This window comes from Pseudofulvimonas gallinarii, assembly GCF_004343305.1.
Taxonomy (GTDB): domain Bacteria; phylum Pseudomonadota; class Gammaproteobacteria; order Xanthomonadales; family UBA2363; genus Pseudofulvimonas; species Pseudofulvimonas gallinarii.
On record NZ_SMAF01000001.1, the window covers coordinates 66,989 to 89,220 of the forward strand.

Sequence of the window (22,232 nt, forward strand, 5' to 3'; positions counted from 1 at the left end):
CGCCGGTCCTGTCCCTGACAGGACCGCCGTTCGACCATCGACCCCGGGAGCTTCCGCCATGACCACACGTCGCGACCTGTTCAAACTGGGCGCCCTTGCCGCCGCCGCTGCCGTCACGCTGCCTGCCTTCGCTTCAGGCGCGCGCACAGCGGGCGCGGCTGCAGTGCAGAGAGCGGCACGGCCGCTGCGCATCCTCATTCTCGGTGGCACCGGTTTTACCGGCCCGTTCCAGGTCGATTACGCGCTTGCGCGTGGCCACAGGATCACGCTGTTCAATCGTGGCCAGCGTCCTTCGCCGGAATGGCCGGCCGAAGTCGAGCAGCTGCATGGCGACCGCAACACCGGCGATCTCAAGGCCCTGGAAGGTCGCGAGTGGGACGTGTGCATCGACAATCCGACTTCACTGCCGTTCTGGGTCCGTGATGCCGGCAAGGTGCTCAAGGGCAAGGTCGGCCACTATCTGTTCATCTCGACGATCTCCGTCTATGCCGATGGCAGCCGCGCCGGCATCGAGGAGGACGCGTCGCTGGCCCGGTACCGCGGCAGCGATGCCATGGCCGAAACCATGGAAACGCTGCGTGCCGACATGGGCAACCTCTACGGCCCGCTGAAGGCCTTGAGCGAAGCGGAAGCGCACAAGCAGTTCGGCGAACGGGTGACCATCATCCGGCCGGGTTACATCGTCGGGCCGCGTGACGAGACCGACCGCTTCACCTACTGGCCGCATCGCATCGCCCAGGGCGGCGAGCTGCTGGTCCCGGGTGATGGCAGCGATCCGGTGCAGATCATCGATGGCCGCGATCTCGCCGAGTGGGTGATCCGTCTTGCCGAAGCGGGCACCACGGGTACTTTCAATGCGGTCGGTCCGGATTACACGCTGACGACCGATGCGATGGTGCACGGCTGCCATGCCGTGACCGGCGGGCCGGTGCGCTTGACCCATGTCACGCCGGAATTCCTCGAGGCCAACGAGGCCGGCCTGCCGATCTGGGTGTCGTCGAAAGCCGGTCCCTATTCGGGCTACGGACGCGTCAGCAACGCGCGGGCACTCGAGGCTGGACTGACGTTCAGGCCGCTGGCGACGACGGTCGCCGACCTTCTGGCCTGGTTCCGCAGTCTCCCGGCCGAACGCCAGGCCACGCTGCGTGCGGGACTTACGCGCGACCGCGAGGCGGAACTGCTGCGCGCCTGGCATGCGCGTGGTGCCTGAACGATGACAACGATGCCGCGCCCGACTGGCGCGGCATCCTGCAAGGCGGCATGCGCGACGGGACCGTAAGCGCTGGAAAACGGCGGCAGGCGACCCCATTGATCAGGTCTCCTTCTTGAACAGCCGCTTCCGGAGTCCGCATGTTTCCCTTGTCGGTGCTAGATCTCGCGCCGGTTGCCGACGGCAGCGACATCGCCAGCAGTTTCCGTGCTTCCGTTTCACTGGCACAGCATGCCGAAGCGCTCGGCTATCGGCGCTATTGGCTTGCCGAACACCACAACATGCCGGCCATCGCCAGTTCGGCGACCGCCGTGCTGATCGGTCATATCGCTGGCCGGACGCAACGGATCCGCGTCGGTGCCGGCGGCATCATGTTGCCCAATCACGCGCCCCTGCAGGTCGCCGAACAGTTCGGCACCCTCGCGACCCTGACACCCGGTCGCATCGATCTCGGCCTGGGGCGCGCGCCCGGCACCGATACAGCGACCGCGCGTGCGCTGCGCCGCTATTTCGACAGCGCCGACCAGTTCCCGCACGACGTACAGGAATTGCTGGCCTATTTCGAGCCGGCCACGGCCAACCAGGCCGTGCGCGCGATTCCGGGTGAAGGGGTCGAAGTCGATGTCTGGCTGCTGGGCTCCAGCCTGTTCAGTGCCCGACTGGCGGCCCGGCTGGGCCTGCCGTTCGCCTTCGCATCGCACTTCGCGCCGGATGCGCTGGGTGCGGCCTTGCGTGTCTATCGCGAGGGGTTTCAGCCATCGAAGCGGCTCGCGAAGCCGTATGCCATTGCAGGCATCAATGTCGTCGCCGGCGAATCCGATTCGGAAGCACGTCGCCAGTTCACCACCGTGCAACAGAGCTTCACAAACCTGCGCCGCGGCGTCATCGGCCTGTTGCCACAGCCCATCGACGATATCGAAAACTGGTGGACCCCTCTGGAAAAGGCCGGCGTCGAACATGCGCTGGCCTGCAGCGTGGTAGGCAATCCGGATTCGGTCGCCGCTGGCCTGGATGCGTTCGTCGAACGCCACAGGCCGGACGAGCTCATCGTCGTCAGCAACCTGTACAGCCTGGAAGCACGAACACAGTCGCTCTCAGCCGCCGCCGAGTGGGCTGTTTCGAGGTCGGGCTGATCGCCGACTTCCGGCACCGGCTCGGCGAATCCAGCCCGTTCCGCTGAATCTGGAACTTTTCGCCGGTTGTCGCCTCTCAGCGTGACTTCCATCGCCAGGGTCGGATTCATGACAAGCCGGATCACGCGGATCGCCGCCGTTCTTTCAGGTTGCCTGTTGCTCGATGCTGTTGCTGGCGCCAGTGCCGACGACGCGACAGTTCGTCAGGAGGTTTGTCCACGCGATGACGTGCTGCTTCCCGCGGAGGCGCGCTCCGGATCGGTCCTGTTCGGCGAGATGCATGGGTCGGTCGAAGCGCCGGCGTTTTTCCTCGGTGCGGTGTGCTCCGCGTTGCGCGACCGCAGTGTTCCGGCCGTGGTGGTGGGACTGGAGTTTCCGCTTGAGCAGTCGGAACCGATCGCCGCGTATCTCGATTCCGCCGGTCGGCCCGCGGACGGGACGGCATTGCTGTCCACCGCCTTCTGGCGTCGCAGCGAGCAGGATGGTCGAACCAGCGCGGCCATGTTCGAACTCGTCGAGGGCCTGCGTGTACTTTCACATGCGGACTCGCGACTGCAAGTCGCGGTCTTCGACGACCGCTCCGGCGATGCCCGGGGAGAACGGGAAAGAATGATGGCGCGGGCGTGGCAGAAGTCGCGGGCAGCGCATCCAGGCGCCATGTCCCTGGCACTGACTGGCAATCTGCATGCAAGACGGACTGCCGGTTTTGCGGGTGACCCGGCGTACCGTCCCATGGCGATGCATCTTGACGGACCTGTGGCCACTTACGCATTTCGTGGGAACGGCGGACGGATCTGGGCGTGCATGGCCGACGGCTGCGGCATCCATGACCAGCCAGGTCGCGATGATGCGGCCTCTACGCCCGACTGGCGCATGGAACGGGTCGTGCCATCGCAGAACTATGACGGTCTGGTCGACCTCGGCCCGTACTCGCCTTCGCCGCCTGCCGTGGCCGTCTACGGCACGCATACGCAGCCCGGCGACTGACCGGCGTCCCATTCCCGTAGTGGGACGTGGCAGGCGCGGCGCCGTGATCAACGTCCGCCGAGGTGATGCTGTCGGCAACGACGTGTGCGTCGAATGTATCCGGCACCTGCCGGTAATCAGTGGGTTGGCATTGTCAAGGACGTCACGGGCGACCTGGCATCCGGGATGGCCAGGTGGCGACGGTTCTTTTTCGTGCCCTTCGGTCGGTTCGTGCTGGCAGGGGTGGCGTTGCCAGGGGGCGCAGGATGGCAGCCATTGCGATCACCTGCCGCGCGACCGCCTCGCCACGGCATCCGCTGTGATCCACACTTCCAGGCGGGCTCGACGATGACGGCAGTAGACCTCCGCCGCTGATGCCAGCCCTGCCGGGATGCCTTGGGCGAGGGGCAGCGCGCCGGTGAAAAACGCCGCCCAGGGGCGGCGTCTGCTCCACTTTCAGTTCCGTCGTAATTCCGGCACCGCTGTCCTGTTGCCGGAACGGGCAGGGCGCTCAGACGGCTTCGAAGATGCCGGCTGCGCCCATGCCGGTACCGATGCACATGGTGACCATGCCGTACTTCTGCTGGCGACGGCGCAGGCCGTGTACCAGCGTCGCGGCGCGGATGGCACCGGTAGCGCCCAGCGGATGGCCCAGTGCGATGGCGCCACCGAGGGGATTGACCTTGGACGGATCGAGACCGAGATCCTTGATCACCGCCAGCGCCTGTGCGGCGAAGGCTTCGTTGAGTTCGATCCAGTCGAGCTGGTCCAGGGTGATACCGGCCTGCTTCAACGCCTTCGGGATCGCTTCCTTCGGACCGATGCCCATGATCTCCGGCGGCACGCCGGCGACCGAGAAGCTGACGAAGCGGGCCAGTGGCGTCAGGCCGTAGTCCTTGATCGCCTGCTCGCTGGCCAGCAGCAGCGCGCCGGCACCGTCGGACATCTGCGAGGCGTTGCCGGCGGTGACGCTGCCACCGGCGCGGAACACGGTACGCAGTTTCGCCAGGCCTTCCGGCGAGGTGTCGGCGCGCGGGCCTTCATCGGTGTCGATGATCCGCGAGTCGGTCCTGCTGCTGCGCGAAGCCAGGTCGGGGTAGTGGTCGTCGAGCTGGAACGGGGTGATCTCGTCCTTGAACTCGCCGCCGGCGATGGCGGCCAGGGCCTTCTGGTGGCTGGCCAGGGCGAAGGCGTCCTGCTCTTCGCGGCTGACGTTCCACTGTTCGGCGACCTTCTCGGCGGTGATGCCCATGCCGTAGGCAATGCCGATGTTCTCGTCGGTGAAGAAGGCCGGATTCATCGCCACCTTGTGGCCCATCATCGGCACCATCGACATCGATTCGGTGCCGCCGGCCAGCATCAGGTCGGCGTCACCGGTGCGGATGCGGTCGGCGGCCATGGCGATGGCCTGCACGCCGGACGAACAGAAGCGGTTGATGGTGACCGCCGAAACCGTGTGCGGCAGGCCGGCCAGCAGCACGCCGATGCGGGCCACGTTCATGCCTTGCTCGGCTTCGGGCATGGCACAGCCGATCACCGCGTCATCGATGCGATTGACGTCGATGCCCGGTGCCTGGGCGATCACCGCCTTGAGGACATGCGCCAGCAGGTCGTCGGGGCGGGTGTTGCGGAAGGCGCCACGCGGTGCCTTGGCGACCGGCGTACGGGTGGCGGCGACGATGTAGGCGTCCTGGATCTGTCTGCTCATGATGTGGTGTCCTCGTCGCTCAGTTGCGCAGCGGCTTGCCGGTGGTCATGGTGTGGGCGATGCGGGCCTGGGTTTTTTCCGTGCGCGCCAGTTCCACAAAATGCTTGCGCTCCAGGTCCAGCAGCCATTGCTCGTCGACCTGTGATCCGCGCTCGATGCGGCCACCGCACAAGGTGTCGGCGATGCGCGCGGCGATGTCGAAATCGTGTTCGGAAATGAAGCGGCCTTCGATCATGTTGGCCAGCATCGACTTGAAGGTGGCGCTGCCGACATCGCCGGCGACGGTGATGTCGCGGGCCGGCAGCGGCGGCCGGTGGCCGGCTTCGGCCAGTGAAGCCGCCACCTGCTTCGCCACGTACAACAGTTCGTGCGCGTTGTAGACGACAACATCGGCGTCGCGCAGCAGGCCCATGCGCTTCGCGTCCAGCGCACTGCCGCCGACCTTGGCCATGGCGATGGTCTCGAACACGCGCTTGAGGCCTTCGAAGGGATCGTTCGGGAACTGTCTTGACGCGCGCAATGCCAGTTCCTTGAGGCCGCCACCGGCCGGCAGCAGGCCGACGCCGGCCTCGACCAGGCCAATGTAGCTTTCCAGCGCGGCGACGGTGCGAGTGGCGTGCATCTGGAACTCGCAGCCGCCGCCGAAGCACATGCCGCGCACGGCGGCAACGGTCGGCACCAGCGAATGCTTGAGTGCCATCGAGGTCTTCTGGAAGTTGTCGACCATCTTCTCGAAATCGTCGAAGCGGCCGGCCTGCAGCAGGCCCAGTGCGCCCTTGAGATCGGCGCCGGCGGAGAACGGTTCGCCGGTCTGCCAGATCACCAGCGCCTTGAGCTGGCGCTCGGCGATGCGCACGCATTCCTGCAGGCCGTCCAGCACCGCGTCATTGACGGTGTTCATCTTGGTCTTGAAGGAGACGATGCCAACGCCATCGTCGCCCAGCGTCCACAGGCGGACGCCGTCGTTCTCCCAGACCGTCATGCCCGGGTCGAAACGCTCGCCGAGCAGCGGATCGGGGAACAGCTGGCGTGCATAGACCGGATGGGTCGAGCGGGGCAGGGCCTTGCCGGCATTCGGCGACCACGAACCGTCGCCACCGTGCACGCCGTCGCGACCATCCAGCACCCACGCCGGCAGCGGCGCGTCGCTCATGGCCTTGCCGGCCTTGATGTCCTCGTCGATCCAGGCGGCGACCTGCTTCCAGCCGGCGGCCTGCCAGGTTTCGAAGGGTCCCAGCTTCCAGCCGTAACCCCAGCGGATGGCGAAATCGACGTCGCGGGCGGTATCGGCGATGTCGCCCAGGTGAAAGGCGGTGTAGTGGAAAAGATCGCGGAAGACCGCCCACAGGAACTGCGCCTGCGGATCGCTGCTGGCACGGAGCTTCGCGAACTTCTCGGCCGGGTCACGGATCGCCAGGATGCCGGCGACCTCGTCGCTGGCCTTGCCGTCGGCAAGGCGGAAATCCTGCTTTGCCAGATCAAGGACGTGGATGTCCTTGCCGGTCTTGCGGAAGAAGCCGGCGCCGGTCTTGGCGCCGAGCGCACCCTTGTCGATCAGGGCCTGCAGCCACGTCGGCGCCTTGAAGTAGCGGTGCCACGGATCATCCGGCAGGGTGTCGGCCATGGTCTTGATGACGTGCGCCATGGTGTCCAGGCCGACCACGTCCGCCGTGCGGTAGGTGGCGCTCTTGGGACGGCCGATGGCCGGCCCGGTCAGTGCGTCGACGACATCGAAGCCCAGGCCTGATTCCTGCGTGTGGTGCATGGTCGCCAGGATCGAGAAGACGCCGATACGGTTGCCGATGAAGTTCGGCGTGTCCTTGGCGCGCACCACGCCCTTGCCGAGGTTCGTGGTCAGGAAGGTTTCAAGACCGTCGAGCACGGCCGGATCGGTGCCGGTGCACGGGATCAGCTCGACCAGGTGCATGTAGCGCGGCGGATTGAAGAAGTGCACGCCGCAGAAGCGCGGCCGCAGCTGGGCCGGGATGGCGTCGGCCAGACCATTGATGGACAGGCCGGAGGTATTGCTGGCAAGCACTGCAGTTTCAGACACATACGGGGCGATCTTCACGTAAAGGTCGCGCTTCCAGTCCATCCGTTCGGCGATCGCCTCGATGACCAGGTCGCAGTCACGGAGCAGCTCCAGGTGCTGGTCGTAGTTGGCGGCGGTAATCGCGCCCAGGCGCGAGGGCTCGGCCAGGGGAGCGGGGGACAGCTTGGCAAGGCCTTGGATCGCCCTGTCGACTATTCCGTTCGGCTTGCCTTCTTTGGCCGGCAGGTCAAACAGGACGACATCGACATTGGCGTTGGCCAGGTGCGCGGCGATCTGTGCGCCCATCACGCCGGCGCCCAGCACGGCCGCCTTGCGTATGGTCAGACGAGGAGTGGTCATCGAAATCCCCAAGGGTCAGTTGGTTACGGGTGAAACGGATGGGTGTCGGAAATGGATGGTCCGGATGCGCCCGTACGGGCCGGCCCTTTCCGGCTGGACGGGCCACCTGACCATACTCAACAGTATGGATGCTCGCAGCAACACCGTTGCCGGTCAAGTTGAGACGCCAGTCACACAGCACGTCCAGTCTCAACGCTACAGTGCGCGGGCAGGGGAGGCGCGAGATGGGACCTCACAAATCACGGCTAAGCCTGTGATTCCACCGGCAATGCTGTTAGATTAGCGGCCCGCTTTCGCATCCCCACCCTACTAGGTATCTGGAGTTTTCATGGCGCTGGAACGCACCCTGTCGATCATCAAGCCCGACGCTGTTGCAAAGAATGTCATCGGCGAAATCTACACCCGTTTCGAAAAGGCCGGTTTGAAGATTGTCGCCGCCAAGATGAAGCAGCTGACCCGCGAGGAAGCGGAAGGTTTCTATGCCGTCCATCGCGAGCGTCCGTTCTTCGGCGCGCTTGTGGAATTCATGATTTCCGGGCCGGTGATGATCCAGGCGCTGGAAGGCGATGACGCCATCGCCAGGAATCGCGAGCTGATGGGCGCGACCAACCCGAAGGATGCGGCTCCGGGCACCATCCGCGCGGACTTCGCGGATTCCATCGACGCCAATGCCGTGCATGGTTCGGATGGCCCGGAGACGGCGAAGAACGAGATCGCCTACTTCTTCACCGAAGCAGAGCTGGCCTCGCGCTGAGCACCGGATGATGCAGCAGTCGACATCGTCGTCGAAGGTCAACCTCCTCGGTCTCGACCGGACCCGCATGGAAGCGTTTTTCGTCGAAGAGCTCGGCGAGAAACGTTTCCGCGCGCACCAGGTGATGAAGTGGATCTACCATTACTTCGCCGATGATTTCGACAAGATGACCGATCTCGGCAAGGCCTTGCGGGGCAAGCTTGCCGGGATCGCCGAAGTGCGCGTGCCCACCGCGCAGGTCGACCAGCAATCGGTCGACGGCACGCGCAAGTGGCTGCTCTCGCTGGACGGCGCCAACGGCATCGAGACGGTGTACATCCCGGAGCCCACGCGCGGCACGCTGTGCGTGTCCTCGCAGGTGGGCTGTGCGCTGAACTGCCGCTTCTGTTCGACCGGCAAGCAGGGCTTCAACCGCGACCTTAAGACGGCGGAAATCGTCGGCCAGGTCTGGCATGCCGCGCGCGAACTGGGCCACCTCACGCACCAGACGCGACGCATCACCAACGTGGTGATGATGGGCATGGGCGAGCCGCTGCTGAACTTCGACAACGTCGTGCCGGCAATGAACATCATGCGCGACGATTTCGGTTTCGGCCTGGCGAACAAGCGCGTGACACTGTCCACCGCTGGCGTCGTGCCGATGATCGACCGCTTGTCGGACGCCGCCGACGTGAGCCTTGCGGTGTCGCTTCACGCACCTGACGACGCGCTGCGCGACCACCTGGTCCCGATCAACCGCAAGTATCCGATCGTCGAGCTGCTGGAGGCCTGCAAGCGTTACCAGGCCAAGCGTCCGCGTTCGTCGATCACGTTCGAATACACGCTGCTCAAGGACGTCAACGACAGCGAGGCGCAGGCGCGCGCGCTGGTCAAGCTGCTGCGCAAGGTGCCGTCCAAGCTCAACCTGATTCCATTCAATCCGTTTCCCGGCACCGAGTACGAATGTCCGGATCCCGCTGTCATCCAGCGGTTCCAGCAGATCGTCTACGACGCCGGGATCATCACCACCCTGCGACGCACCCGTGGGCAGGACATCGACGCGGCCTGTGGACAGCTCGCGGGCAAGGTCGCCGACCGGACGCGGCGCTCGGCGCAGTTCCGGCGCGAAGTCGAGGAACGCAACCGCCATGCAGCCGTCTGATCGACTTGTCCTCATCTTCCTCCTGGCGGCCTTCATGCTCGCCGGCAGCGGCTGCGCCAGCCAGCCGCGCATGAACGAGCCGCAGATGCGCAGCAATACGGTGGCGGCGGTGCCGAACCGCGGCAACCGCGACAGCGGCAACCGCAACAACCGGAACGGCAGCAGCCGCTCGCGCGGCGGCAACCAGATGGATGGCGAGACGCGGCGCAACAACTCCGACATCCTCGTCGAGCTGGGCCAGCGTTATTACGCCCGCGGTGAATACGAGATCGCGCTGGAAAAGCTCAACAGCGCACTGAACATCGACCCGAACTCGGCCAGCGCGCATACCGTCATCGCCATCCTCTACGAGACGATCGGCAATTCCGACCAGGCTGCACATCATTACCGGCAGTCCGTCCGCCACGGTGGCCGCCAGGGCGACATCCTCAACAACTACGGCAGCTGGCAGTGCCGCCAGCGCAACTACGCCGAAGCCGAACAGTCGTTCCGCCAGGCGCTGGCCGATCCCTTCTACAAGACTCCGGAGTCGGCGATGGCCAATGCCGGCACCTGCGCGCTGGCCAGCGGACGCATGGACCTGGCCGAGAACTACCTGTCGCAGGTGCTCACGCGCTTTCCGAACGACGTGCAGGCGCTGCTGGGCATGGCGAACGTCGCCTTCAGCAAGCAGGAGTACCTGCGCGCGCGCGCATTCGTGCAGCGCGCAGACGCCAGTGGTGGCCTTGACCGCCAGGCGTTGGAACTGGCCGCAAGAATCGAAGAGCAGCTTGGTGATACCGGCGCCGCCGCGACCTATCGCGCGCGCCTGCGGTCGAGTGGTGGTTGAAGTTTTCTTGCCGGCGGGTTCCGTCGGCGATTTGGCAGTGCGGATCAGGACGACGAGTGATGTTCACAGAACCAGCGGGGGGACGGGACATGGAATTTGCGGGGAAGCTCCGCGACGCGCGTCTGGCGCGTGGCTGGAGCATCGAGGAAGTGGGAGTGCAGTTGCGTCTTCCAGCGCGCGTGATCGCCCAGGTCGAAGAGGGCGACCTGGAAGGACTGGGTGCGCCGATCTACCGTCGCGGCTACCTGCGCAGCTTCGGCAGGCTGGTCGGGCTGCCCGAGGACGAAATCGAACAGGCACTTCAGCAGGAGCAGGCGCCGGCGCCGGCACTGGTCGCCACGGGCGTCCGTCCGCGCAGTGAATACGTCATCGAGCGTTATGTGCGTCCGGCGACCTATATCGCGCTGACTGCGCTGATCGCCTTGCCCGTGGTCTGGTGGGCCGCCTCCGGCAAGCTGGGCGAAGGTCTCGCCGGCAACCGGTTCGACCTGCAGCCGCCACTGGCGGGTGAGGGCGGTGCGCTGGTAGCGCTGCCGCAGCGTCCGGCACCGGCGTCGATGGCGACCGAGCAGACGGAAGTGCTGCGCGCGTCCCTGATCGCAGTGCCGCCGATGGCAAACGTCGGCCCGACGCTTCCGGTCGCCACACCGGAAGCATCCACGCCCGCCGACGATGGCGCCGATGGCGTCGACAACATTGTCGGCAGCGGCCGCTTCGAGGCCGTGCTCGAGCTCGACGACAAGAGCTGGGTCGAGGTCAGCGCGTCCGGACGCCGGGTCCACCAGGCGCTGCGCACGCCGGGCCGCTGGGTGTACCGCAGCGAGCAGCCGCTGCAGTTCACCATCGGCAACAGCCGGCATGCCCGCCTGACCACCAATGGCACGGCCGTCGACCTGTCGGCGCACCGCAGTCCCAACGACGTCGTTCGCGTCGAGGTTTTTGGCGGCGAAGGCTGAGGCCATCGGCCTGCCAGCAGGTGCCCGCGCTGCCGGTCAACCGGGAGCGCCCCAGGACGGCGGATGGCAGGCCCATCCGCCGGTCCGCATTACCGGCTGCGTCAAAGCGGCGCCGCTGGTAAGCTTCGCCATCGCATTCGACCGGACTTCGGTCGCGGCTTCCACCGTTTGGACCATCCATGGAAATTTACGACCAGCACGAGCAAAGCGAGCGTGTACGCTCGTGGTTGAAGGACAACGCTTCCGCCATCATCGCCGGCATCGTCATCGGCCTGGGGGCGATTTTCGGTTACGGCCAATGGCAGCAGCACAAGCTGCGCCAGGCTCACACGGCCGCCGAGCTGTTCGAGCGCGTCCGCGCAGAGGATGCATCGGCGGAAGCGATCGCCGCCGCGGCGCGCCAGCTGCGCGAGGAATATCCGGGCAGCGGTTTCGCGGTGCTGGCCTCGATGGCCGAGGCGGCCAAGCAGGCCGAATCCGGCAACATCGCTGGCGCCCGCGAAAACCTGGCCTGGGCCGCAAGGCAGGCTGACGAAGCGGCGTTGCGTTCGCTGGTCAACCTTCGCCTCGCCCGGCTTGAGCTGGCCGCGGGCAAGGCCGATGCGGCACTGAAGATCCTTGATGCCGTCGGCAATGACGGTTTCGCGGCGGAACGCGCCGAATTGCGGGGCGACATCCTCGCGGCGCTGGGCCGGCGCGACGACGCCCGCACCGCCTATCTGGAAGCGCAGGCCGCCGGACCGGCTAACCCTGCCGCGCTGGACATGAAGCTGAGCGAGTTCCCGTCCGTCGAAGGGGACCAGGCATGATGCGGGCGCTGCTGCTCGTCCTGGTCGGCGTTCTGGCGGCCTGTTCCAGCGCCAAGCGCGAGAACATCAAGCCTCCAAAGGAACTCGAGGACATCGAGACCCGGATCAGCGTGCAGCGCCTGTGGAGTCGCAATCTGGGCGATGTCGGCGGCAGGTCCGGCCTGGACATGTCGGTGACGGCATACCAGGGCCGCCTGTACGCTGCCAATACCAAGGGTGAGCTGCTGGTCATCGATCCGAACAGCGGCAGCGAGATCAATCGCCTGCGCACGAAGCACCGCTTCGCCAGTACGCCGGGTGCGGGCGAGGGTGTGATCGCTGTCGGCACGCTCGACGGCACCGTCGTCGTGTTCGACGCGCAGACGCTGGAAGAGCGTTATGTCCAGCAGTTGACGTCGGAAGTCATCGCCGCGCCGGTCATCGCCGAAGGTCACCTCTTCGCGCGCAGCCACGACGGTCGAACCACCGCCCACGAACTGTCGGATGGACGCCGCCGTTGGCTGCACGAGCAGGCCGTTCCGCCGCTGAGCCTGCGGGGCAATTCCAGCCCGCGCTACGACCGCGGCTATCTCCTCAATGCCTATGACGATGGCCGCGTGATCGCCCTGCGTGCCGACGACGGCATGGTGGTGTGGCAGCAGCAGGTCGGCCTGGGTGAAGGCCGCACCGATCTGGAAAGGCTTGCAGACGTCGACGGCGAGATCGTGGCTGCCGACGGTGTCCTCTACGCCGCCGGCTACGACGGCCAGACGGTGGCCATCGATATCGCCGGTGGCCACACGCGCTGGAACCGCGACCTGTCGTCCGTGTCCGGCGTCGCCCTCGGGCAGCACCTGTTCGTCAGTGGCGCCGACGGCAAGGTCGTCGCGCTGGACCAGCACACCGGTGGTGCCCTCTGGACCCAGGATGCGCTGGAAAACCGCCAGCTCTCGGCCCCCGCCGTCGTCGGCCGATATGCGGCGGTCGGCGACCTCGAGGGCTACGTCCACTGGCTCGATCCGGACACCGGTGCCATCGTCGCCCGTGACCGCAACGGCCGCGATGCCATCCGCAGCGCGCCGCTGGCCATGGGGGATGTCGTCTACGTGACCACCATCGACGGCAGCCTTACCGCCTATCGCGTCAGCGGCAGCTGACGCCCGCAACCTGTTGAGCCGGCAATGGCGGGTGAGCCCCGGCGCTGCCGGCCATGGAGACCCCGGCGATGTCGACTGACCAAGCCGACACGGTGCTGACCGGAACCCTTCCGGTCGTCGCCCTGGTCGGACGCCCCAACGTGGGCAAATCGACGCTGTTCAACGTGTTGACGCGTACGCGTGACGCCATCGTCGCGGACCGGCCCGGCGTGACGCGCGATCGCCACCACGGCGTGTGCCGTACGTTCTCGCGTCCGTTCCTGCTGGTGGATACAGGTGGCCTGAGTGAATTCGAACAGGAGCTGCCGAAACTCGCCGCCCGCCAGGCAGAGGCCGCCATCGTCGAAGCCGACGTGGTTGTCTTCGTACTGGATGCGCGTGATGGCCTGACGCCGTACGACCGCCAGATCAGCCAGGCGCTGCGTCGCGCTGGCAAGCGCGTCCTGCTGGCGGTGAACAAGACCGACGGCCTGGACGAGGACATCGCCAGCGCGGAGTTCAGCGAGCTGGGTCTCGGCGAAGGCCTGGCGCTGGCAGCTTCCCACAACCGGGGCGTCACCAGCCTCGGTGAAGCCATCGTCGATGCGCTGCCGCCGCAGGGGGAAGAGGCATCCGACAATGATCCCGACCGCCTGCGCATCGCGATCATCGGTCGGCCCAATGTCGGCAAGTCCACGCTGGTCAATCGCCTGCTTGGCGAGGAACGCGTGGTCGCTAGCGACGAACCCGGCACGACCCGCGACGCCATTCGAGTACCCTTCGAGCGTGACGGTCGCCGTTACCTGCTGATCGACACCGCAGGAATCCGTCGCCGCGGCCGCGTTGACGATGCCGTCGAGAAGTTCAGTGTCATCAAGACGCTGCAGGCGATGGAGCAGGCACAGATCGCACTGGTGCTGATTGATGCCCACGAGGGCGTGACCGACCAGGACGCGACTGTCCTCGGTCATGCGCTGGACGCGGGCAGTGCGCTGGTCGTGGTCGTCAACAAGTGGGATGGTTTGAAGCCCGACGAACGCGAACAGGTGGAGCAGCAGCTCGACCGCAAGCTCGCCTTTGTATCGTGGGCGGAGACGGTGTTCATTTCCGCCCGCCATGGCTCCGGCCTGGGCGAGCTGATGAAGGCGATCTCCCGCGCGCATGCCTCCGCCACCTTCGAGTTCAATACGCACGAACTCACCGACGTGATGAACCTGGCGTTCGAAAGCGCCCAGCCGCCACTGGTGCGTGGACGTACCGCCAAACTGCGCTATGCCCACCAGGGCGGACGCACGCCGCCGCGCATCGTCCTGCACGGCAACCGGCTCGCCACTTTGCCGGAAAGCTACAAGCGCTATCTGGAAAATTTCCTGCGCCGTCACTACCGGCTGGTGGGCACACCGGTCCGGCTGGAGTTCCGCGACGGCGACAATCCCTTTGCCGGCCGGACCAATCCGCTGACCGAACGCCAGAAGGCGAAGCGCAAGCGGCTGATCCGCCACGTCAAGCGCCGCTGATCGGCGCTAGACGCGCCGTCCGCGCCACCGGCCGCAGATCGCGACATGCGTCGACAAAGCCTCGCATCGCGTCGATGGCCACCTGCAATGCCCAGGCAACGCCATGGCCGGATCCGCTGAGCCGCTGATCGGCCTGATCCTCGCCGGTGGCAAGGGCAGCCGATGTGCGGGTCGCGACAAGGCCTGGTTGAGGCTGGATGGCCGGCCCCTGGTCTGCCACGCGCGCGAGCGCCTGCAGCCGCAGGTTGGTTGCCTGGTCATCAGTGCCAATCGCCACCGCTGGGCTTACGCGCGGCTCGGCCTGCAAAGCATCGCCGATGAACCCGGGTGGTTGCACTGCGGCCCCCTGGCCGCGCTGGCCAGTGCCTGGCGCCGGTTTCCGGGGGCGGTGCTGGCAATTGTGCCCATCGATTGTCCGCTTGCGCCGCGGGACCAGGTGCAACCGTTGCATGAACGGGTGAAGACGGACGCGCGTGCCGCCGCGCTGCGTTGCGAAGGTCGGCAGCAGCCGCTGTTCGCCGTCCTTCACGGCTCACTGGCGGGCGCTGCGGAAGATGCGCTTCGTGCGCCGCGGCCGCCCGCGATGCGCGTCTGGCTGGAGGCCATGGGCGTGCACTGGCTTGACTGGCCCGACATCCGCGCCGATGAATTCAGCAACATCAACCGTCTGGAGGACCTGCGCGGTCTGGAGGGCAAATGCGGACCCGATTGAGTTTCGACGAGGCGCAGGGGCTGGTCCTGTCCGATGTGCTGCGGCTGCCGGGCGAGACCATCGTGCTCGACGCCGCGCTGGGCCGCATCGTGGATGTGGACATGTACGCACGGTTCGCACTGCCGGGTTTCGCCAACGCCGCGATGGATGGCTACGCGCTGAGTGCCGCCGATCTGGAGCGCGCGGCCATTCAGGGTTTGCCCGTGTCCGGCACCATTCTCGCAGGTGATACCCGTGAACATGTACTCCGTGATGGGTCCGCCTTCGCGATCATGACCGGCGCGCCGATGCCGCTGGGGGCGGATACGGTGGTGATCCAGGAGCAGGCACGGCGCGAGGGCGATCAGGTGTGGCTGCCCGCCGACGCGCGCCCGGGTGCGAACGTGCGGCCCGCCGATGATGATTGCGCAGAGGGAGCGCGTGTTGCCGCGGCCGGCGAAACGCTCACTCCGGCGCGCATCGCCGTGCTGGCCAGCGCCGGTTTTCCCGAGGTCGATGTCGTCCGGCGGCCCAGGGTCGCCGTGCTGGCCACCGGCGACGAACTCGTTCCGCCCGAGCGGCCGCTTGGCCACGGGCAGCGTTACGACAGCAACGGTCCGCTGCTTCGCGGGCTGGTCACGGACGCCGGTGCTGACATCGTCGAGGTCCGCTGCTGCGGCGACTGCCCCGAACAGTTGCGCAGGGCCCTGCAGGACTTCGTGGCGCGCGAGGTCGACCTGATCCTGACCTGCGGCGGCGTTTCCGCGGGCGCCGCCGACCATCTGCCGGCAACCATCGCGGCACTCGGTGAGATCGTGTTCTGGAAGGTGCGCATGAAGCCCGGGATGCCGGTGCTGTATGGGCGTATCGGTACGACGCGCGTGCTGGCGCTGCCCGGCAACCCGGTGTCCGTGGGAGTGACCTTCGAACTGCTCGCACGGCCGCTGCTGGACCGCCTTCTCGGTCGATCTTCAGCCGCCACCTTCCCGGTTCGCATGGCCGTCGGATTGCGCAAGAACCACGCGCGCATGGAATTCCTCCGTGTAACGCTGGAGAACGACAAGGAAGGACGATGGCTGGCCACGCCTCTCGAACACCAGGGCTCTGGTGCGCTGACGTCGCTGGCTTCGGCGCAGGCACTGGTACGGCTCGAAGAGGGACAACGTGAATACCAGCCGGGCGATGTCGTGCAGGCCAGCCGACTGCCCGGCGGCAACCTATAGACTTCAGGCATGAGTACTCTTGCTTTCCGGGACGGCGTCGAAGACATCGATGTCCACACGGCGTGGCGACGCGTGCAGGATGGCGCCCGACTGGTCGATGTCCGTGAGCCATCGGAATGGAGCCAGGGGCGACCGGCACGGAGCGAAAGCGCACCGTGCAGCGCCCTGGAGGCCGCGCTGGCGGATCTGGCACTGTCGCCAGGGCAGGACATCGTCCTCATCTGCGCGGGCGGTGTGCGTTCGCGGCGCGTTGCCGAGCATCTGGCAGCCGCCGGCCATGCCCGTGTCGCCTCCGTGACAGGCGGCTTCGGCCAGTGGCTGGCGGCGGGCCTGCCGTTGCTGGAGGGTGAAGGCCTGCCGCCGGCCGATGCCGAGCGCTATGACCGGCACCTGCGCCTGCCGGATGTCGGCCTGGCCGGGCAGAAGCGCCTGCTGTCCGCGAGGGTGCTGCTGGTCGGCGCCGGAGGGCTGGGCTCACCTGCGGCGCTTTACCTGGCCGCGGCAGGCATAGGACAGCTGACGCTGGTCGATGACGACCACGTTGAACGCAGCAACCTGCAGCGCCAGGTGCTCCATGGCGACAGTGACGTGGGCCAGGCCAAGGTCCTCTCCGCAGCGAAGCGGCTGGCTGCGCTGAATCCCGGGGTGCACGTCGAGCCCGTCGGGCAACGCCTGGACCGCGAGAATGTACTGTCGCTGCTGGCGGGGCACGACCTGGTGATCGACGGCGCCGACAATTTCGATACCCGTTACCTCGTCAACGCCGCCTGTGGAACGCTGGGTATTCCCTGGGTGTATGGGGCGGTGGAACGGTTCCGCGGCCAGGTCAGCCTGTTCGTGCCGGGCGCGGGCCCCTGCTATCGCTGCCTGTTCCCCGAGCCGCCGCCGCCCGGTTTCGCTCCGAACTGTGCCGAAGCGGGCGTCCTGGGCGTGCTTCCCGGTGTGATCGGCCTGCTGCAGGCGACCGAGGCGATCAAGCACCTGCTCGGCCTGGGACAGACGCTCGCCGGAACGCTGCTCACCTACGATGCGGCCAGCATGCGCTTCGGGCGCGTGACGCTGGAACGCGATCCGGCGTGCCCGGGCTGCGCCGAGGGCGCGCCCATGCTGTCAAGGCTGCCGGCGACGGGTGGCGGTGCCTGCAGCGCCTAGGCACCCGGCTCAGCGACGGAATGCCGGCGCTGGCTGGCCTCGAAGGCGGCGAGCTGTTCCGGCGTCGCTTCACGCTGGTGCTTCATCCGCCAGTCGGCGAAGGGCTCGCCATAGACGAGTTCGCGCGCGGCTTCGCGATCCAGGGGAGGGCCGCCAGCGGTTGCGGCATCGCGATACCAGTCCGCCAGGCAGTTGCGGCAGAAACCCGCGAGGATCATGAGGTCGATGTTCTGCACCTCCGGACGTGAGCGCAGGTGTCCGAGCAGGCGACGGAAAGCAGCGGCAGCGAATCGATCGTCGAGTTCCATGTCCATTTCCGCGATAGTGGGGTAGGGCGGCGGCGCCGCAGAAGGCATAATGCACGCTCCCCGTCTTCCGTGCACCGCCATGCCCGCGCAAATCCTCGACGGCCGCAGCCTGGCCGATGCCCATCTCGACCGCATCCGGGGCGAAGTCGATGCCCGCCTTGCGCGAGGACTCCGGGCCCCGGCCCTTGCTGTGATCCTGGTCGGTGACGACCCTGCGTCCGCCGTCTACGTCCGCAACAAGCGCAGTGCCGCGCGCCGGGCCGGCATCGATGCGGTGGACTACGATCTGCCCGCCGACGTGGCCGGCGACGACCTGTTCGCGCTCATCGACCGCCTGAACGCCGATACGGCCATCGACGGCATCCTGCTCCAGCTGCCCCTTCCGCCGCACATCGATCCTGCAGCGCTGATCCAGCGGATCGCACCCGGCAAGGATGTCGATGGCTTCCATGCCGAGAACATGGGGCGACTGGTGCTGCGCCAGCCTGGCCTGCGGCCCTGCACGCCCAAGGGCGTGATCGAGCTGCTCAAGCACTCGGGCGCGACCTTCTACGGCGAACACGCGGTGATCGTTGGCGCCTCCAACCACGTCGGGCGCCCCATGGTGCTGGAACTGCTGCTCGCCGGCGCCACGGTGACCTGTTGCCACCGCTTCACGCGCAACCTGGCCGCCCACGTGGCTGAGGCCGAGCTGCTGGTCGTGGCGGTGGGCCGTCCGGGCATCGTCAAGGGTGAATGGATCCGGCCCGGCGCGCGGGTGATCGATGTTGGCATCAACCGGCGCGAAGATGGCTCCCTGTGCGGAGACGTGGACTTCGAGGCCGCTGCCGAGCGCGCCAGCTGGATTACGCCGGTTCCGGGCGGTGTGGGACCCATGACCGTTGCGATGTTGATGCAGAACACGTTGGAAGCCGCTGATCGGGCGGGTGATTTGTAACCAAGTGTGACGAAAAGCAAACCTTTGTTAAAACGTGACCTGCGTCACGCTTTGTGCTACGTTCGCCACCGTACGCTTGCCTGCAACAGGCCCTCGGAGGGAGAACCATGGACAGCAGCGGTGACGGAGCGATCCTCGATTTCGATCTGGGTGAACTTGGGGCCCTTGCCTCCACGGCGTCGGACAAGGCGGACGAGCGGATGGCGCCGACGCGGGCCGAAAGCGGGTTCGAAGATGCCCTGGATGCCTTCGACCGCCGGGTAGCCGCCTCCGGAAAGCCCGCCGTCGTCTGCATGTTCCGTATCGGCTTCGGTCCCGAAGCCAGCGAGACCGTGAAGACGGTCGTCAGGACGCGGTCCTTGCAGAAGCTGGAGCGAGCCGCCCGCGATGGCGACCTCTGCCTGCGCTGGGACAACAACGACATCCTGCTCGGCATGACCGGCTGCAATGTCGAGTCCGCCCGCAACAGCATCGCCCTGATGATGAAGCTGTTCTCGGTTGAAATGGTGCACGGCCCGAATGACGCCTTGAAGATGTCTGCAGGCATCGCGCCTTACGACCGCGATGCACGGGCCGCGCAGCGCACCGCGCAGCTTGCCTGCGACCTGGCCTCGTTCCAGGAAAACGGTTATATCGAAGTCGTGGAGTTCTGATCCACGGCTACGACGGCGCGATCCCGATGGATCGGGACGGCTGAAGCTGTACCCCAGGGAAGGATGCGACGGCGCAATCACCGTCGCCGGTGCCGTATTCCGGAGCCTGTCAGCCACAGGATGTGGACAGATCCTGACAGGAACGGACTCCGGTCCTGCTCGAGCCCAGGGACGGACTCGACGGGACCGTTCATCGGCCGCTCCCACATTACGTCGTTTTGCGGATCGATTGCCGAATGATGCGCCGGATCAGGCGCAGCCAGCCCGCGATCCGACAGAAGGCCGATGCCAGTCGCAGCGGCCAGACTGCCCTTCCACTGTCGGTAGCGCCCTCCGGCCGCGTAGGCAGCCAGACACCAAGCTCTTTCCCGGGTGTCCCGATGCCCTCATCCATCGGCCGCGATCGGGCACGGCAGGAGGGAAACAGGGAAGGTAGGACGATGCGACGGAGGAAGCCGTCCGACTGTGTCGCGCGTGGTCGAGTGACTGGCCGTAGGGGACGGACCGCTCAGCTGTTGCTCATCGTCAGTTCGCGGAACCGGGCGACTTCGAGGTTCTGCTGCTCGTGGATTTCGAAGCGCCGTGTACGGAGGCGCTCGAGGTCGGCTTCACCCTCGATCAGCTGCTGCTTGAGTCGGGCGACGACAGGATCGTTGGGGGACACATCGCTGCGCAGCTCGCGCTGCGCCAGTTCGCGGCGGAGGCGGGAGAGCGTTTCCTCCTGGGTCCGCACGCCGGCTTCGATCGCGGCCCGGGATTCGTCATGGGCGCGCAGCAGGTCTATTTCGCTGCGGTAGTTCGCCAGCAGCATCGTATCGAGCTGGGCGCTGCGCCGTGCCTCGAGCTGGCGGCGGCGTTCTTCCTGGCTCAAGGGGCGGGAATCCTCGTTTCCGCCCTGCACCCGCATGCCATGCGAATTGATCGCCTGGGGACGGTGCTGGACGGTGGATCCTTCGACGCGGTCGCTGTAATGGACGTTGCCGTGCTCGTCCACCCACTTGTACAGCCGTGCCCCTTGTGCGTACGAGGCATTGACTGTCGCCAGACCCAGACACACCAGAAAGGCGCACGTCATGAACCGACACATCGCCTGCTTCTCCGCGAACCCGCACGATCAACCGGCCGGAACGTCGTCCCAACCACCAGGGCGCCCGTGCGAAAGGTGAGCCCCAGTGATTGACAAGATAGTCCGCGCGTGCGCAGGTGACCGTGACCCGCTTCACAGGTGTAAACACATGTTGCGAACGGTTCACCGCAGCGCCGTATGAGCCAGTCGATGATCTGGACGGACGATCGTCAAGCGTACAGAAAATGCCGGATCTTCTGCGTTCGCGTGACGTCGCGCACATTCATGCGTTGGGGTTGTGATGACGCATGACGCGCTGCTTTTCGCGCTGCCAGTCACGCTCTTTTTCGGCCTCGCGCTTGTCGTGTGCCTGTTTGCCACGCGCGAGGCCGAGTTCGACTTTCGCACGCCCTCCTTTCCAGTAGAGGGCGGTGGGGACCAGCGTGTAGCCCTTGCGCTCGACCGCACCGATCAGGCGGTCGATCTCCTCGCGATGCAGGAGCAGCTTGCGCGTGCGCGTGGGATCGGCGACGACATGCGTGGACACGGTGCTCAGTGGCGTGATCTGCGCACCGAACAGGAACAGTTCGCCATTGCGGATCAGCGCATAGCTGTCGGCGAAGTTGAGGCGGCCGGCGCGGAGGCTTTTCACCTCCCAGCCCTGCAACGCCACACCTGCCTCGACCCGCTCTTCGATGAAGTATTCGTGGCGCGCGCGCTTGTTCAGGCCGATCGTGCTGCTTTCCTGCTTCTTCTTGCCGCTGCTGCCGCTTTTGTTGCTGCTCATCGGAATGTCTGGCCGGGCCGATACAATGGGGTTCTTTCAAGTGAGTCGCGCATGGTAGCCCGGATGATGGACCGACGTGCAGGTGACAACGTGAATCCGCGACCGGGGACGGCACCGTGACCGAGATCAGGCGGCAGGCGCTCATCGCACGTCCGGCCGCGGCGCTTTTCGCGCTGGTGAACGACCTGGAGCACTATCCGAGGTTGTTTCCCTGGTGCCAGGCGGTCGACATCCTGGAACGTGGCGAAGACACCGTCGCAGCGCGGCTGCATGTCCGCGCCGGTGGCGTCGGCTTCAGTTTCGCGACCCGCAACCGGCTGGAACCCCCCGGGCTGATGCGCATGACCATGCTCGAAGGGCCGCTGCGCAGCCTCGACGGCGAGTGGCGCTTCACCCCTTACGGGGACGGAGGCTGCCGGGTCGATCTCCACCTGCAGTTCGAGCCACGGAGCCGCCTGCTCGGGCTGGCGACCACGCTGGCCTTCCAGCGCCTGGCCGACCGCATGGTCGAGGACTTTTCCGCCGCGGCATTGCGGGAACTGGATCCCGACGGCGCGCGGATATGAGCACGATGCGGGTCAGCGTCGTCTGCGCCTGGCCGGTCCTGGTCTGGCGACGCGAACTCGACGTCGCGGTGGGGACGACCGTCGCCGAGGTGCTCTCCCGCGTGCCCTGGCAGGAGGCGACCGGGCTCGACGAGGACACGCTTCGGACCGGCATATTCGGCCGGCGGGTGGGGGCCGGAGAAATCCTCCGGCCTGGCGACAGGATCGAGCTGTACCGGCCGTTGCAGATCGATCCGAAGCAGGTCCGACGGGAGCGGGCGGGGGACGGCGGCAATCACGCGCACCGGCCGCCGCTGAGCGCGGCGACCGGTCCGTAACG

General features: G+C 66.6%; 22 protein-coding genes. 17 read left to right on the forward strand and 5 right to left on the reverse strand.

Annotated features, from left to right (window positions below; translation table 11 throughout):
- Positions 1–58: 58 nt before the first annotated feature.
- The 3 genes from EDC25_RS00325 to EDC25_RS00335 all read left to right on the forward strand — a co-directional run bounded on the left by EDC25_RS00325 (position 59) and on the right by EDC25_RS00335 (position 3,330).
- Entirely contained in the window at positions 59–1,210 is a 1,152-nt protein-coding gene (locus EDC25_RS00325; protein WP_123521867.1) for an NAD-dependent epimerase/dehydratase family protein, read from the forward strand.
- A gap of 140 nt (positions 1,211–1,350) precedes the next feature.
- Positions 1,351–2,343 (forward strand): LLM class flavin-dependent oxidoreductase, encoded by a 993-nt coding sequence (locus tag EDC25_RS00330; RefSeq protein WP_123521866.1) that lies wholly within the window; start codon positions 1,351–1,353, stop codon positions 2,341–2,343.
- A gap of 81 nt (positions 2,344–2,424) precedes the next feature.
- Complete coding sequence (locus tag EDC25_RS00335) at positions 2,425–3,330, forward strand: hypothetical protein (protein ID WP_132577154.1); 906 nt, start codon at positions 2,425–2,427, stop codon at positions 3,328–3,330.
- 490 nt (positions 3,331–3,820) lie between these two features.
- Here EDC25_RS00335 and EDC25_RS00340 read toward each other — a convergent pair whose 3' ends face one another.
- Both EDC25_RS00340 and EDC25_RS00345 read right to left on the reverse strand, forming a co-directional pair.
- Positions 3,821–5,017: an acetyl-CoA C-acyltransferase gene (locus tag EDC25_RS00340; RefSeq protein WP_123521864.1), complete on the reverse strand. Its 1,197-nt coding sequence runs from the start codon at positions 5,015–5,017 to the stop codon at positions 3,821–3,823.
- Between the two features lie 19 nt (positions 5,018–5,036).
- Positions 5,037–7,409, reverse strand: a complete 2,373-nt coding sequence (locus EDC25_RS00345) for a 3-hydroxyacyl-CoA dehydrogenase/enoyl-CoA hydratase family protein (protein WP_123521863.1) — start codon at positions 7,407–7,409, stop codon at positions 5,037–5,039.
- Positions 7,410–7,737: 328 nt separating this feature from the next.
- On the opposite strand from EDC25_RS00345, the gene ndk reads away from it, so the two are divergent.
- The 10 genes from ndk (at position 7,738) to moeB (ending at position 17,596) form a co-directional block, all read left to right on the forward strand.
- Positions 7,738–8,163: a nucleoside-diphosphate kinase gene (gene ndk / locus EDC25_RS00350; protein WP_123521862.1), complete on the forward strand. Its 426-nt coding sequence runs from the start codon at positions 7,738–7,740 to the stop codon at positions 8,161–8,163.
- 7 nt (positions 8,164–8,170) lie between these two features.
- Positions 8,171–9,304, forward strand: coding sequence for a dual-specificity RNA methyltransferase RlmN (gene rlmN / locus EDC25_RS00355; protein ID WP_123521861.1), 1,134 nt, complete (start codon positions 8,171–8,173; stop codon positions 9,302–9,304).
- Positions 9,291–10,133 carry a type IV pilus biogenesis/stability protein PilW gene (pilW, locus tag EDC25_RS00360; RefSeq protein ID WP_123521860.1) on the forward strand — a complete coding sequence of 281 codons (843 nt, stop codon included), beginning with the start codon at positions 9,291–9,293 and terminating at the stop codon, positions 10,131–10,133. Before rlmN ends, pilW begins: the two co-directional genes overlap by 14 nt.
- Before the next feature lie 89 nt (positions 10,134–10,222).
- Positions 10,223–11,089, forward strand: a complete 867-nt coding sequence (locus EDC25_RS00365) for a helix-turn-helix domain-containing protein (protein ID WP_164484007.1) — start codon at positions 10,223–10,225, stop codon at positions 11,087–11,089.
- Between the two features lie 179 nt (positions 11,090–11,268).
- A complete protein-coding gene (locus EDC25_RS00370; RefSeq protein WP_123521858.1) occupies positions 11,269–11,898 on the forward strand; it encodes a YfgM family protein in 630 nt (209 codons plus the stop codon).
- Positions 11,895–13,034 carry an outer membrane protein assembly factor BamB gene (gene bamB / locus EDC25_RS00375; RefSeq protein WP_123521857.1) on the forward strand — a complete coding sequence of 380 codons (1,140 nt, stop codon included), beginning with the start codon at positions 11,895–11,897 and terminating at the stop codon, positions 13,032–13,034. The genes EDC25_RS00370 and bamB overlap by 4 nt, the downstream gene beginning before the upstream one ends.
- A 68-nt stretch (positions 13,035–13,102) precedes the next feature.
- On the forward strand, positions 13,103–14,530 hold the full coding sequence (gene der, locus EDC25_RS00380; RefSeq protein WP_123521930.1) for a ribosome biogenesis GTPase Der: 1,428 nt from the start codon (positions 13,103–13,105) through the stop codon (positions 14,528–14,530).
- Positions 14,531–14,633: 103 nt separating this feature from the next.
- Positions 14,634–15,242 carry a molybdenum cofactor guanylyltransferase gene (gene mobA, locus EDC25_RS00385; protein ID WP_123521856.1) on the forward strand — a complete coding sequence of 203 codons (609 nt, stop codon included), beginning with the start codon at positions 14,634–14,636 and terminating at the stop codon, positions 15,240–15,242.
- Positions 15,227–16,444, forward strand: a complete 1,218-nt coding sequence (locus tag EDC25_RS00390) for a molybdopterin molybdotransferase MoeA (protein ID WP_123521855.1) — start codon at positions 15,227–15,229, stop codon at positions 16,442–16,444. Before mobA ends, EDC25_RS00390 begins: the two co-directional genes overlap by 16 nt.
- A 9-nt stretch (positions 16,445–16,453) precedes the next feature.
- On the forward strand, positions 16,454–17,596 hold the full coding sequence (moeB, locus tag EDC25_RS00395; protein WP_123521854.1) for a molybdopterin-synthase adenylyltransferase MoeB: 1,143 nt from the start codon (positions 16,454–16,456) through the stop codon (positions 17,594–17,596).
- Here the strand turns inward: moeB and EDC25_RS00400 are convergent.
- Entirely contained in the window at positions 17,593–17,904 is a 312-nt protein-coding gene (locus EDC25_RS00400; RefSeq protein ID WP_123521929.1) for a DUF1244 domain-containing protein, read from the reverse strand. The two genes, moeB and EDC25_RS00400, sit on opposite strands and share 4 nt — an antisense overlap.
- A gap of 79 nt (positions 17,905–17,983) precedes the next feature.
- Between EDC25_RS00400 and folD the strand changes: the two genes are divergently transcribed.
- On the forward strand, positions 17,984–18,841 hold the full coding sequence (folD, locus tag EDC25_RS00405; RefSeq protein ID WP_123521853.1) for a bifunctional methylenetetrahydrofolate dehydrogenase/methenyltetrahydrofolate cyclohydrolase FolD: 858 nt from the start codon (positions 17,984–17,986) through the stop codon (positions 18,839–18,841).
- Positions 18,842–18,948: 107 nt separating this feature from the next.
- Positions 18,949–19,494, forward strand: a complete 546-nt coding sequence (locus EDC25_RS00410) for a GGDEF domain-containing protein (RefSeq protein ID WP_132577155.1) — start codon at positions 18,949–18,951, stop codon at positions 19,492–19,494.
- Between the two features lie 508 nt (positions 19,495–20,002).
- On the opposite strand, the gene EDC25_RS00415 is transcribed toward EDC25_RS00410, so the two are convergent.
- Together EDC25_RS00415 and smpB are read right to left on the reverse strand one after the other, a co-directional pair.
- Positions 20,003–20,569 (reverse strand): DUF4124 domain-containing protein, encoded by a 567-nt coding sequence (locus EDC25_RS00415; RefSeq protein WP_164484005.1) that lies wholly within the window; start codon positions 20,567–20,569, stop codon positions 20,003–20,005.
- 274 nt (positions 20,570–20,843) lie between these two features.
- The gene (smpB, locus tag EDC25_RS00420; RefSeq protein ID WP_123521850.1) at positions 20,844–21,347 is read right to left on the reverse strand and encodes an SsrA-binding protein SmpB; all 504 of its coding nucleotides are present in this window, start codon (positions 21,345–21,347) and stop codon (positions 20,844–20,846) included.
- 116 nt (positions 21,348–21,463) lie between these two features.
- Here smpB and EDC25_RS00425 point away from each other — a divergent pair, with 116 nt between their 5' ends.
- Both EDC25_RS00425 and EDC25_RS00430 read left to right on the forward strand, forming a co-directional pair.
- Complete coding sequence (locus EDC25_RS00425) at positions 21,464–21,913, forward strand: type II toxin-antitoxin system RatA family toxin (RefSeq protein ID WP_123521849.1); 450 nt, start codon at positions 21,464–21,466, stop codon at positions 21,911–21,913.
- Entirely contained in the window at positions 21,910–22,230 is a 321-nt protein-coding gene (locus EDC25_RS00430) for an RnfH family protein (RefSeq protein ID WP_205984943.1), read from the forward strand. The genes EDC25_RS00425 and EDC25_RS00430 overlap by 4 nt, the downstream gene beginning before the upstream one ends.
- The last annotated feature ends 2 nt before the right edge of the window (positions 22,231–22,232 follow it).